Origin of the sequence: Chryseobacterium sp. S0630, from assembly GCF_024158915.1 — a bacterium.
Classification (GTDB): domain Bacteria; phylum Bacteroidota; class Bacteroidia; order Flavobacteriales; family Weeksellaceae; genus Chryseobacterium.
In genome coordinates, this window is sequence record NZ_JAMZGF010000028.1 from 33,164 (window position 1) to 46,530 (window position 13,367).

Here is a 13,367-nt window from a genome sequence, read left to right on the forward strand (position 1 = left end):
ATGGAGGAAATCATTCAGGAAGATAAGAAGGTATTTCTTTACCTTAATAATTTGGGCGATTCATCTTTCGACCAGTTTTGGATGCTGATTTCCAGTACCTGGATCTGGGTGCCTCTTTATATTATATTTCTTTATTTTTTATACAAAAACCACAAACTAAGATCATTAGTTTTTATCCTTATATTTTTGGCTATTGGGGCAACGGTTTCTGACCAGTTGGCTAGTGTCTTTAAATATGGTGTGGCAAGGTTGAGACCGTGTCATGATCCTACTCTGGAACATCATATGAGAATCGTGAAATGCGGTGGACAATTTGGGTTTTATTCTGCTCATGCCTCCAATACATTCTTTTTGGCTGCCTTTTTAAGTATTTTATTAAAAAATAAACTTAAATGGTTTCCATATGCTATATTTGTATGGGCTATAGTGGTTTCCTACAGCCGTATATATTTAGGAGTGCATTTCCCGATAGATATTTTGGTGGGGGCGTTTGTTGGATCTTTATTGGGAGTGATATTTGGTGCACTCGCCAAAAAAGTGATCAACAAACAAACTATAAATTCATGAAAAAAACTTTACTAGCCGTAATTTCCCTCTTTTTCTCCTTTAATTTCTATGCCCAGAATAAAAAACTGGCCGAAGAGTGCTTCCAAAAAGCTGATTATAAATGTGCAGAAGAGCAGTATTTAAAATTGGCAGAAAAAGAACAGATCCAAAAATTTCAATCTGAATATTACGATTATCTGGGTACAGCTCAGAGAAGGCTTGGAAAAACGACTCAGGCTTTTAAATCCTATGATTCTGCTCTGAAAGCAAATCCCTTATCCGTTTCTGTATACGTAAATCTTTCATCGCTTTACAGCCAGAAAGGAAATAAGGTAAAAGCACTGGAATATATAGAAAAAGGACTTCAGGTGAATGCTGAAACTCCGGATCTGTATCTTACACGTTCCAAAATTTACGACAGTCAGGGAAAAAAAGAACTTGCTATCAAAGATCTAAATCAGATTCTGACTTTTGCTCCGGATAATATTTTTGCAAAAACAGGGTTGGCCAATCTGAAAAAGAATAATGGTGACCTTGACGGAGCTTTAAAAGATTATAATAAACTTATTGCTGAAAAACCGGAATCATTACTTTATAACGGCAGAGCAGACGTCTATTTTAAAATGAAAAAATATAAAGAAGCTCTTACAGATGCCAATAAAGCGATTTCCATAGACCCAAAATTTGCCCAGTCTTATGTAAGCAAAGCCATGATTCTGATGGACACTTCCAAAATTAAGGAAGCTTGTGAAAATCTGGATAAAGCGGTCGCTTTAGGGTATGAAAAAGCAGTCCTGACTGATTCTTATGCTAAATGTATAAAGAAGTAAATTAAAAAATACTCTACCCAAATCATTTAAATAAATCCATACTAAAAAACGAAAGAGATAGAAAGATGTTGAATATTGTTCTTGTAGAACCTGAAATACCTAATAATACAGGAAATATCGGAAGATTATGTGTAGGAACCGAAAGCAGATTACATCTGATTCATCCGTTTGGATTTGTAATTAATGATAAAAATCTAAAACGTTCGGGATTGGACTATTGGGTGCATCTCGATGTTACTGAATATGCAGATGTGGAAGAATGGATTACAAGTATCCCTGATAAGTCACGGGTATTTTTAATGAGTTCACATGCCGAAAAATCATATCTTGAAACTGATTTTCAGGATGGAGACTGGTTGGTTTTCGGAAAGGAGAGTGTGGGACTGAGTAAAGAGGTTCTGGACCGTTTTGAAAATCATTTAACCATTCCTATGTCGAAACTCATCAGGAGCTTTAATATTGCCAATTCCGTTGCTTTTGTAGTGGGTGAAGCCAAGAGACAGATCAGTCTGAAATAAAAAAGGAGGTTGTTAAAAAATGTCATTCTGAACGAAATGTAGTGAAGAATCTCATAAATTGTATTGGTGAGATTCTTCCTTCGTTAGAATGACATTCTTGAGAGCCTCTTTTGTTTTAATCGTTATGATAAGGTTTCCCCTGTAAAATCTGATCTGCACGGTAAAGCTGTTCTACAATAAACAGACGGATCATCTGGTGGGTAAACGTCATTTTGGATAAAGACATTTTTTCATTGGCTCTGGTGTAGATCTCTTCAGAAAAGCCATAGGCTCCTCCAATCAGAATATGTACTTTTTTTACAGAAGAATTCATCCAGGTATCAATTTTCTGAGAAAATTCACGGCTGGTAAACTGTTTCCCTTTTTCATCAAGAATCACAACCAGATCGTTTTTGTCAATATGGTTTAAGAATAACTTGGCTTCTTCCTTTTTAAGAAGGTCAGGGGATAGGTTTTTGGCATTTTTTACATCCGGAATTTCTGTGATTTCAAAATTCCAGTGTTTGGGTAAGCGGTTGAGATAATAATTGATTAAAGAGGTAATTTCCTTATCATCTGTTTTACCGATACAAAGTAAACTGATTCGCATTGTAAGAATTTTCAGAGTGCAAAGATAGGGTTTAGCGGCTAATTTGTTGCTGGTTTTGGTTGCAGTTTCGGGATTCAAGGTTATTTGTTTCGGGTTCCGGGATTCGAGTTGCAAGTTATATTGGTTGCGGGTTACCTTAAACTCTAAAGCCCTCCCACTCTCAAACTCTCAAACCCCTAATCTCTAAAACCTGCCACCTGCTACCTAACATCTGCCACCTATCTTTTCCCTATTTAATTTAATTCCCCTACCTTTGTATAAAGACAAACAGATCGATGAGTGTAAAGGTTCCTAAATTTATTTTAAAGATTCAAGAGTTTTTTGACAGCATTCATATTCCTGTTTTGGGAATATCGCTTTGGCAGATGTTTCAGATCTATATCTCCGGAATTTTTAAAGGAAAAATAGGAAGAAAAGCAGCTGCAATTTCGTGGAGCTTTACCATAAGCCTCTTTCCTTTTATTCTGTTTCTGCTTTCTGTGCTGCCTCATATGCCGCTATATGATGAGCTTCAGTTCTATATTTTTGATGTGCTGATGCATAATGTTTTTCCTTCTAATATGGAAGGAGACGTAAAAGGATATATCGTAAGCAATATCATTCCGAACATGAAAGGAATCAGTAACCTGACCATTCTTCTGGCTCTTATTTTTGCTACCAACGGTACATTTTCCCTGATCAACGGTTTTAATGAAAATACGGATGAAAAATTAAGTGATGTAAAAGAGTTTATCCTTTCATTCTTTATCACCATAGGCTTTATCACCATCGTTTTTCTAACCTTATTCGGAGTATATTATGCAGAGGTTGTAATGAAGCTTTTTACTCCGGCGTATGATGTAACGTGGCTTGTAGACAACCTTTCCAAAATTATCGGGTTTGTTTCTTTTCCGCTTTTTTATTTTATACTTCTGACTTTATTTTACTGGCTGGGAACTGTGAAGATTACAAGATTCCGACAAGCGGTTCCAGGAGCTATTCTTACCACAGTATTGTTTGTGGTTACAACGTATATTTTTGCCATTTATGTAAAGGATATAGCCCGATATAACGTACTTTATGGCTCTATTGGAAGTATGATTCTACTGATGGTTTGGGTGAATGTTAATGTATATCTCCTTTTATTCGGAAATGAGCTGAATATGGCGATTAGAAAACTCAGAATAGAAAAGCTGTTGTCTGATGAGATCGAGAAGGAAGCCTCAGAATATCATGCCCAGATTACTGAACCTGATTTTGATAGTGATGAGGAACATAAAAGAAAATTGGAGAACCGGAAGAAAGATTAATTCTCTTCCAGTTCAGGGTTTTCTTTTGAGCTTACGCTGAGTATGGTAAATCCGGCAATTGCAGCGATAAAGGACGCAATCAGGATCGCAAACTTCGCTTCATCCTGAATCGGAATTTCTCCCTTAAAAGAAAGCAATGCAATAAAAATAGACATGGTAAACCCGATTCCGGCTAACAATCCTACACCAATCATCTGTAGCCAGTTACTGTTTTGAGGAAGGGAACTGAGTTTTAATTTAATGGCAATCAATGAAAATAAATTGATCCCAATCAGCTTACCCAATACCAATCCACAGATAATTCCCAATCCTAATGTACTTGTAACTCCTGCCACCATTTCACTGGAAAAAGTAATATTGGTATTCGTTAAAGCAAATATGGGCATAATCAGAAAACTTACCGGAATATGAAGCTGATGCTCCAGCTTTTCCAATGGTGAAATTTCTACATTCGATGCATTGGTAGGAATGGAAAATGCAAGCAAAACACCTGCTATCGTCGCATGAATTCCGGAATGATGAAGGAAATACCATAAGAACAATCCCGGAATGATGTAAAATATTGTTTTGGTTACTTTTAAAAAGTTTAAAATAAAAAGCAGGGCAGTCACTCCAAAAGATAGTAGAAGATAACTCCAGTGGATTTGTTCTGTATAGAAAATTGCAATTACGAGGATCGCTCCCAGGTCATCTACAATAGCTAATGCTGCCAAAAATATTTTGATAGAATTAGGGATTTTTTTACCTAACATCGAAATGATAGCAAGGGAAAATGCAATATCGGTTGCCATAGGAATTCCCCAACCATTACTGTATTCCGTTCCTGTGTTGAAAATGCTGTAGATTACTGCAGGAACAAGCATTCCGCCTACCGCTGCAAAAATAGGAAGGGAGGCATTTTTAAAGGATGACAGTTCACCTTCTACGAGTTCACGTTTTATTTCAAGGCCTACCAGAAGGAAGAAAACTGCCATTAATCCGTCATTGATCCAGATACTGACAGGATATTCTAATCCAAAAAGATGAGTGCCCACTTCCTGGTCTAAAAAATGCTGAAAGTTCTCTGCAGCAGATGAATTGGCAATAAGCAATGAAATAAGTACACAGAAAATAAGAATAATTCCTGAGGACTGACTGTTGTTGAAAAATTTTTTAAAATAAAGAGATAAATTCATGTTTACGATTGTACTCGTCTCACTCTGGAAACACCATTAATATTTTTAAGTTTTTTAAAGGTTTCTTCTAACTGACCTTTATTTTTGACTTCGAGGTTGATATTTCCTGTGAAAACACCATTGTTGGATTCAATAGACATACTTTTCATATCCATCCCCATACTTCCACTGATGACAGTTGTGATATCATTAATCATTCCCATTCTGTCAAGTCCTTCAATTTCAATTTTTACTCTGTTTTTGAAGCTTTCTGCATTCACCCATTTGGCCGGAATAACACGGTAATCATACTGAGCTCTCAGATTGATGGCATTCGGGCAGTTGTCACTATGCACCTTGATTCCATCTGAAATGGTGATGAATCCGAAGATTTTATCTCCCGGAATCACGGTACAGCATTTTGCATACGTGTAGTTAAGCTTCTCTTCATCCTTCCCAAAAACAATCATGTCAAGGTTTTCCTCTTTCGGATCCTCGAAATGCTGGCTTTTATTAGGTGATTTTCTGAATCTTGAAAGTAAGTTATTAAATACGTTTTTACTTTCTATATATTTTCTCAGGCTGCTTACATCCAGTTCATTACTTTGGAATTTAAGGAAGAGCTCCTGAGATGATTTTAAATTAAAGAACTTCTGAAGCTTATTAATTTCTTCATCATTAAAATTGATTTTCGCATGACGAAGTTTTCTCTGCAGAATTTCTTTTCCTTCTTCTACCAATTGGTTTTTCTGAGAGTTCAGATAACTTTTAATCTTGGATTTGGCTTTCGAAGTTACTACAAATTCCAGCCAGTCAGATTTTGGCTTCTGATTCTGTGAAGAAAGAATGTCTACCTGATCTCCATTTTGAAGAATGTAAGAGATAGGAACCAGCTTTCCATTGATTTTGGCACCTAAGCATTTCATTCCCAGATCGGAGTGAACAGAGAAGGCAAAATCCAGAGCGGTAGCATTGGTTGGTAGGATTTTAATTTCTCCTTTTGGAGTAAAGACAAATACTTCTTTCGAATATAAGTTAAGCTTAATATTGTCCAAGAGTTCCGAAGTGGAAAGGTTCTGCTGTTGTTCCAGTACCTCGCGGATCTCGGTCACCCATTTTTCAAAGTTTCTGTCATCAGAACTCTGTTTGTAACCTTCTTTGTATTTATAGTGAGCAGCGACCCCTTTTTCAGCAATTTCATCCATTCTTTCCGAACGGATCTGTACTTCAATCCACTTTCTGTCCGGCCCTAAAACGGTTAAATGTAAACTTTCATATCCTGTAGAACGGGGCTGTGTAATCCAGTCACGCATTCTTGAAGGGTTACTGTGGTATACGTCCGTAACGATAGAGTAGATCTTCCATGCCAGAAATTTTTCATTTTTTGCATCCGATTTATAAATAATCCTGATGGCGTAATTGTCAAAAACTTCTTCAAAGGAAACGCCCTGTTTCAGCATCTTTCTGTAAATAGAAGAGATCGCTTTTGCACGGCCTTTGATTTTAAAGTTTAAGCCTTCTTCATGAAGTCTTTCAGATACTTCTTTCTTAAATTCCTCGATATATCTTTCACGGCTTTCTTTGGCCAGTTCCAATTTTTCCGTGATTTCGTTGTATACTTCGGGGCTGTTATACTTTAAAGAAAGATCTTCAAGCTCAGATTTGATGTTGTACAACCCAAGACGGTGAGCCATTGGAGCGTAGATATAAACCGTTTCGGAAGCAATTTTTTTCTGCTTGTCCGGAGCCATGCTTTCCAGAGTCCTCATATTATGGAGACGGTCAGCAATTTTAATCAGAATCACCCTGAAATCCTCAGATAATGTCAATAACAGTTTTCTGTAGTTTTCAGACTGTACGGAAATATTCTGATGGTTCATGATGGAAATTTTGGTCAGTCCATTCACGATATTCGCAATCTTCTCACCAAAGATTTTCTTCAGATCCTCGTAGGTATAATCGGAATCTTCAATTACGTCGTGCAAAAGCGCACAGGCAATAGAAGTAGCACCCAGACCAATCTCTGTCGCTACAATTTTAGCAACAGCAATAGGGTGGTAGATGTAAGGTTCTCCGGATTTTCTCCTTTGATCCTTGTGGGCATCCAGCGCAATATCGAATGCCTTTCGGATGAGTTTATTGTTTTCCTCATCCAATGTTCTGTATGTGTTAGAAATCAGGTCCTTATATCTGGCAAGGATCTCTTTATTCTCTTGTTCTAAATCGTAGCTCATTTGTGCACATGCCTATAATAAGACGAAAATACGAAATTTTTTAGTTTTTTCAAACATAAAAGATCCGCAGCATATACTGCGGATCTCCGGCTATTAGATTTTATATCGATTAGAATTTCACTTCAGAATTCATACCGTCACTTGACGTTTTGATTTTAATATCAGGGCTGCTGTGGATTTCTGCTCTGTTTCTTGCATCAATATACTTTTTGATGGTATCGTAATTGGTTTCATTGATCTTCATGTTTTCAAAGAGATAGGATTTCAATGCTGCATTCTGAACAAATGCATTTCGTGCAAGGTCAATCTGATTAAGATCATTAACGGTAACACTTGCCAAATATTGGGAATTACCGGAACCATCATTAAGGTATACAATGTAATCTGAAGTTCCGAATCCTGAGTTTTCCAGATCACTTTCCAGTTTTTTGTAGTCGCTGTGATGACCAAATACTCCAGCTAATATATGTGACATAGTTAATTGGTTTTAAAGTTCTCATTAAAGTTAGTAATAATTTTCTTATTATCATTGCATTTGAGTCAATATAATTTGTTAATTAATATTCAGTTTTCAATAGATAATGATAATGTTTAAGAATAATTATTGAACGGGTGTTTAATTTTAACAATTGGATAATATGTGTCTTTTTGAAACCTGGATGTCTCTTTCGCTTTGTTTTCTGTTTAAAATAGAAAGTCACAAACAAAAAAACTCACAACTTGCAAGGTTTTTTTAAACGAGCGAGATGCTCGTGCCAGCGAAGGATTTCAAAGTTGCCTTATCATCATACTTAATGCCCAAAGTAGCAAAGGAAAATTCTAAAGCATTATTTTTTTAATTTACCAGAAAAAATAAATAATATCCAAAATAAAAAACCAAAAACAAGATCAACTATTAGATTAGTTGATGTTAAATGATGAGAAACTGTAAGGCTATATGTAATATCAATCACTAAGATAATTCCACAAAACATCAATAAATATATAATTGCTCTTATGATATTCCTTTTCATCGTTTTTCTATTGAATTTAATTGCTTAAAGATTTTGATTGAATTAAAATTTAGTTTAGTTCACGGTATAAAAATAGTGAAATCTACTTTATTAAGTTACAGTATTTAATGAGTAGGAGAAAGGCGAGGTGATTTGGTTTAAATTATTTATAAACAAAAAGCCCTGAAATAAATTCCGGGGCCCACTATTGGTTAAATAATGATTAATTAAATTCTTTCGTTTTTGAATTCCCCTGCTGCCGCACGAATCCTTTCGTGTGGTTAAAACTATAGATCAAAACCTCAGCTTGAATTCCTAAAAACTTTTCTTTTTTAATGATCTTATATTTTCCCTGCTGCCGCACGAATCCTTTCGTGTGGTTAAAACTGTTTATTATTCTAAGTTAATATATCAACATCACACCTGATAGATATTGGATTGGTAGTATAGGTTTCACACGGTGCAATCGTGCGGTAGCTAGGGATAAGATGTGTCTTCATCTATGATAATTTTCTTGTTCTATAATAAAAAGCCCTGAAAATCATTTCCAGAGCTTCTATTGGTTAAAAAATTGATAAAATTTATATTCTTTCGTTTTTGATTTCCTCTACAATTTCAGGATTTAAAAGCGTACTGATATCTCCGAAATTACTGAAGTCACCTTCGGCAATTTTTCTCAGGATTCTACGCATAATTTTTCCGGAACGTGTTTTTGGAAGCCCGGAAACGAACTGTATCTTGTCCAGTTTTGCAATAGGTCCTATTTGATCTGAAATCAGTTGGTTGATCTCTTTCTTCAGATTTTCCTTATCACGTCCTTCCCCGGTTTCTTTAAGTGTCACATAACCGTACAATGCATTCCCTTTGATGTCATGTGGATAACCTACAATAGCAGATTCAGCAACGGCAGGGTGCTGGTTGATACTGTCTTCAATAGGTGCTGTTCCAAGGTTGTGCCCTGAAACAATAATCACATCATCTACACGGCCTGTAATTCTGTAGTATCCAACTTCATCCCTCAAAGCGCCATCACCTGTAAAATATTTTCCAGGGAATGCGGTAAAATAAGTCTCTTTATATCTTTGGTGGTCACCCCAGATGGTTCTGGCAATTCCCGGCCATGGAAAGCGGATACAAAGATTTCCGGTCACCTGATTTCCTGTAATTTCGTTTCGCTTATCATCCATTAATACAGGTTGTACACCAGGCAATGGGAGAGTGGCATAAGTAGGTTTGGTAGGTGTTACAAAAGGTAATGGTGAAATCATAATTCCTCCTGTTTCCGTTTGCCACCATGTGTCCACAATCGGACATTTTTTCTTTCCTACATGATCATTGAACCAGTGCCATGCTTCATCGTTGATAGGTTCTCCTACAGATCCGATTACTTTCAGAGAGCTCAAATCATGCTTATCCACCCATTCCGTACTTTCTTTTGCTAAAGAACGAATGGCGGTAGGAGCGGTGTAAAACTGAGTGATTTTATGTTTTTCAATCACTTCCCAGAAACGATCAGGTTCAGGGTAAGTAGGTACGCCTTCAAAGATTACGGTAGTCGCTCCATTTAATAATGGTCCATAAAGGATATAAGAGTGTCCTGTAATCCATCCGATATCTGCGGTACACCAATAAATATCATTTTCTTTATAATTGAATACGTTTTTGAAGGTATAAGCGGTGTACACCATGTAGCCTGCACAGGTATGCAGCATTCCTTTGGGTTTTCCTGTAGATCCGGAAGTATACAAAATGAAAAGCGGATCTTCAGAATCCATAATGACAGTAACGAAATCAGGAGAAGCTTTCTCATATAAATCAGCCATCCAGTAATCTCTCTCTTCTTTCATTTTAATTTCGTTGTGGGTTCTTTTTACAACAAGAACTTTCTCAACAGTCGGCGTTTTTTCCAGAGCATCGTCTACAATAGTTTTCAGATCCAGAACTTTATTTCCTCTGTAGCTTCCGTCTGATGTGATGACCATTTTGGCTTCACAGTCATTGACTCTTGAAGCCACTGCAGAAGCAGAAAATCCTGCAAAAATAACAGAATGTACAGCGCCCAGTTTTGCACAGGCAAGCATCGTAACGGCCAGCTCAGGAATCATGGGAAGATAAATACAGACTCTGTCTCCCTTTTCAATTCCCATATCGCGTAAAACATTGGCTGTTTTATTAACGCGTGTATACAGTTCATTGTAAGAAATATGCTGTGCTTCTTCTTTAGGATCGTTAGGTTCCCAGATGATTGCTGTTTTTTCTCCTCTTATGGTAAGATGTCTGTCGATACAGTTTTTAGTAATATTGAGTTTCGCATTTTTGAACCAGGTGATCTTAGCTTCATTCATGTCGTACTTAACAACCTTGCTCCATCTTTGATACCACACGAAGTTTTGATCCGCTACCTTATCCCAGAATTTTTTAGGATTTTTGATAGACTTCTTATAGTCTTCAAAATATTGTGGTAAATCTTCTATTAAGTAATTTCTCATATCCCTTTCGTTTTTATTGATTTTATTTTGATAATTTTTTATGTTTTGATTTTTAAGCCATTAAATTTTAAATGGAACTTGTTTAACATTTTTGAACCATTAAGATTGCATTAAGGTGAGCTTCGCTTTAAGCTTAAAAATCAGAATGATTTATCTTAACTTAACTATGCTTTACTGCTTAAATCTTTCTTAATGGTTTAAGAAATATCCAATATTTTTGATAAGTTTAAACAGCTCCATGATTTAATATTGTTGAAGTCATAGAGTAAGCTATTTGTTTTATTCATCTTGGATGAACTTAATTTTCCTTAACATCTTTATTTCTCTTAATGGTTTAATTTTTTTATTGAATTAAACATGTATTTAAATTTAAGTCTAATTTCCCGTTTAGCCTCTATATTCCTTGATTTTTTCCTGAATTTCATCAATGATTTTTTCATCATCAATGGTGGACGGAATCTGAAAATCTTTTCCGTCAAGCAGTGTTCGGATCAGTTTTCTTAATATCTTTCCCGATCTTGTCTTAGGCAAGCGTTTGACAACCATTACATTTTTCAGAAAAGCCACTGCTCCGATTTTGTTGCGGACCATCTGAATGATATCTTTTTCAATGTCTTCTTCAGAGATAGCTGAACCGTTTTTCAAAACAACCGTGGCAAAAGGAACCTGTCCTTTTAAATCATCATCAATACCTACCACCGCACATTCTGCAACATCGGGATGGGATGAAACAATTTCTTCCATTTCAGAAGTGGAAAGCCTGTGCCCCGCTACATTGATCACATCATCCACTCTTCCTGTAATGAAAATATAGCCATCCTCATCCTGAATGGCACCATCTCCAGAAAAATAATATCCTTTGTACTGAGACAGATAGCTGCTTTCAAAACGGCCGTAATCTTTCCATATTCCAAGCATGGCACCGGGTGGAAGAGGAAGTTTGATTACCAGATAACCTTCATGGTGAGGATCGAGTTCCAATCCGTTTTCATCAAAGATTTTAATGTCATATCCTGGAACAGGTTTCCCAGCTGATGCTCTTTTGATCTGATAACTTTCATCGTGAGTCAGCAATCCAAGCATAGGCCAGCCGGATTCTGTCTGCCACCAGTGATCTATTGCGGGAACACCAATATGTTTTGCAAACCAGTCCAAAGTGGCTACATCACATCTTTCACCAGCCAGAAACTGTTTTTTGAAATGCGAGAGGTCATATTTTTTTACCAGTTCTCCGTTGGGATCTTCTTTTTTAATCGCTCTGATGGCGGTAGGAGCCGTAAACATCACCGAAATTTTATATTCCGAAATAATTCTCCAGAAAGTACCTGCATCTGGAGTCATGATGGGTTTTCCTTCAAAAATTATCGTTGTATTTCTGTTGATTAATGGTCCGTACACGGAAAAACTGTGCCCTACGGCCCATCCAAAGTCTGAAGCTGCCCAATAGGTTTCTCCTGGTTCTACACCATAAACATAATTCATTGAGAACTGTAATGCCGTAGCATAACCTCCGGTATCACGAACAATACCTTTAGGCTTTCCGGTAGTTCCCGAGGTGTAAAGCAAATAAAGCGGATGAGTAGATTCTACAGAAATACAGTCTGCTGGAGTAGATTTTTCTACCAGTTCTTCATAATCAATCAATCCTTCGAACATTTCATCTTGATTATCTACTAATTTTCTGTTGTATACAATGATATTGTCTACTTTATCCTGTGCCAGTTCAATTGCTTTTTCTACCAACGGCAGATAAGGGATTCTTTTGGCAATTTCCACACCGGCTGTAGCGGTAATTAAAACTTTAGGTTTGCAGTCATCAATTCTCACAACAAGCTCATGTGGAGCAAAGCCTCCAAAAACCACATTATGAATAACCCCGATTCTTGCGCAAGCCAGCATAGCAAAAAGCGTCTGCGGAATCATAGGCATATAAATAACAGCAGTGTCTCCCTTTTTTAATCCCAGAGAAACCAATCCTCCTGCCAGTTTTGAGATTTCTTCTTTTGCCTGATGGAAAGTATAGGTTTTCTTCTGATGGGTTACAGGAGAATCGTAAACAATTGCTAACTGATCCCCGAAACCGTCTTCAATGTGTTTGTCAATACACAAATAACACATATTGAGTTTTCCGTCAGAAAACCATTGTGGGTAATCGTTTTCCCCATTTGAAAGAATCTGTTGTGGAAATTCAAACCATTTGATTTCTTCTGCTTGTTTTTTCCAGAAGTCTTCTTTGTTTTCTATGCTTTGTTTAAATAAGGTATCTGTATTCATATCAATATCAAGGTCAATAGTTGTGTTGCGTATCTGCATGTCATTGCGAGCCAAAGGCGAAGCAATATCTTAATGGTTTATTTGATGTGTCAAAACATCTCCTCAATCTGCTGCATCAGTTTCTTAATCGAGTAGGGTTTGGTAACGTAAGCATCTGCTCCCATTTCCAATCCTTTTTCAATATCTCTTGGATTGTTTTTAGCACTCAGAAAGATCACCTTGGTGTCTTTCATTCTTTCATCTTGTTTAATGAGATCGAGTGTGCTGTAACCATCAAGGTTAGGCATCATAATATCGAGAAGAATAACATCCGGAATCATTGTTTTCAGGAATTCAAGAACTTCTGTTCCGTCACGGGCGATATAGACATCGTATCCGTTTTTCTTAAAGCTGTATTCTAACGACATTAATATTTTGTGTTCGTCATCCGCAATAATTATCTTTCTCATAGG

The 13,367-nt window shown here is 36.6% G+C and carries 11 protein-coding genes; 4 read left to right on the forward strand and 7 right to left on the reverse strand.

The genetic code is table 11. The annotated features are described in order from the left end of the window. The 3 genes from NK356_RS13530 (at position 1) to NK356_RS13540 (ending at position 1,894) form a co-directional block, all read left to right on the forward strand. Positions 1–567 carry a phosphatase PAP2 family protein gene (locus NK356_RS13530; protein WP_253317225.1) on the forward strand — a complete coding sequence of 189 codons (567 nt, stop codon included), beginning with the start codon at positions 1–3 and terminating at the stop codon, positions 565–567. Continuing rightward, positions 564–1,376, forward strand: coding sequence for a lipopolysaccharide assembly protein LapB (locus tag NK356_RS13535; protein WP_253317226.1), 813 nt, complete (start codon positions 564–566; stop codon positions 1,374–1,376). The genes NK356_RS13530 and NK356_RS13535 overlap by 4 nt, the downstream gene beginning before the upstream one ends. A 65-nt stretch (positions 1,377–1,441) precedes the next feature. After that, entirely contained in the window at positions 1,442–1,894 is a 453-nt protein-coding gene (locus NK356_RS13540) for a tRNA (cytidine(34)-2'-O)-methyltransferase (RefSeq protein ID WP_034696276.1), read from the forward strand. Positions 1,895–2,009: 115 nt separating this feature from the next. Here NK356_RS13540 and NK356_RS13545 read toward each other — a convergent pair whose 3' ends face one another. Beyond that, positions 2,010–2,483, reverse strand: coding sequence for a 23S rRNA (pseudouridine(1915)-N(3))-methyltransferase RlmH (locus tag NK356_RS13545; RefSeq protein WP_253317227.1), 474 nt, complete (start codon positions 2,481–2,483; stop codon positions 2,010–2,012). Positions 2,484–2,758: 275 nt separating this feature from the next. Here NK356_RS13545 and NK356_RS13550 point away from each other — a divergent pair, with 275 nt between their 5' ends. Then, entirely contained in the window at positions 2,759–3,772 is a 1,014-nt protein-coding gene (locus tag NK356_RS13550; protein ID WP_034696274.1) for a YihY/virulence factor BrkB family protein, read from the forward strand. Here the strand turns inward: NK356_RS13550 and nhaA are convergent. The 6 genes from nhaA to NK356_RS13580 all read right to left on the reverse strand — a co-directional run bounded on the left by nhaA (position 3,769) and on the right by NK356_RS13580 (position 13,364). Beyond that, positions 3,769–4,947, reverse strand: a complete 1,179-nt coding sequence (gene nhaA / locus NK356_RS13555; RefSeq protein ID WP_034696273.1) for a Na+/H+ antiporter NhaA — start codon at positions 4,945–4,947, stop codon at positions 3,769–3,771. The genes NK356_RS13550 and nhaA overlap by 4 nt on opposite strands. Before the next feature lie 2 nt (positions 4,948–4,949). Further along, entirely contained in the window at positions 4,950–7,160 is a 2,211-nt protein-coding gene (locus NK356_RS13560; protein WP_034696272.1) for a bifunctional (p)ppGpp synthetase/guanosine-3',5'-bis(diphosphate) 3'-pyrophosphohydrolase, read from the reverse strand. A gap of 109 nt (positions 7,161–7,269) precedes the next feature. Further along, a complete protein-coding gene (locus NK356_RS13565; RefSeq protein WP_079241209.1) occupies positions 7,270–7,635 on the reverse strand; it encodes a hypothetical protein in 366 nt (121 codons plus the stop codon). A 1,098-nt stretch (positions 7,636–8,733) separates the two neighbouring features. Beyond that, complete coding sequence (acs, locus tag NK356_RS13570) at positions 8,734–10,662, reverse strand: acetate--CoA ligase (RefSeq protein WP_367399306.1); 1,929 nt, start codon at positions 10,660–10,662, stop codon at positions 8,734–8,736. A gap of 366 nt (positions 10,663–11,028) precedes the next feature. Continuing rightward, on the reverse strand, positions 11,029–12,915 hold the full coding sequence (locus tag NK356_RS13575; RefSeq protein ID WP_253317234.1) for an AMP-binding protein: 1,887 nt from the start codon (positions 12,913–12,915) through the stop codon (positions 11,029–11,031). Positions 12,916–13,004: 89 nt separating this feature from the next. Further along, complete coding sequence (locus NK356_RS13580) at positions 13,005–13,364, reverse strand: response regulator transcription factor (protein WP_253317229.1); 360 nt, start codon at positions 13,362–13,364, stop codon at positions 13,005–13,007. Between the last annotated feature and the right edge of the window lie 3 nt (positions 13,365–13,367).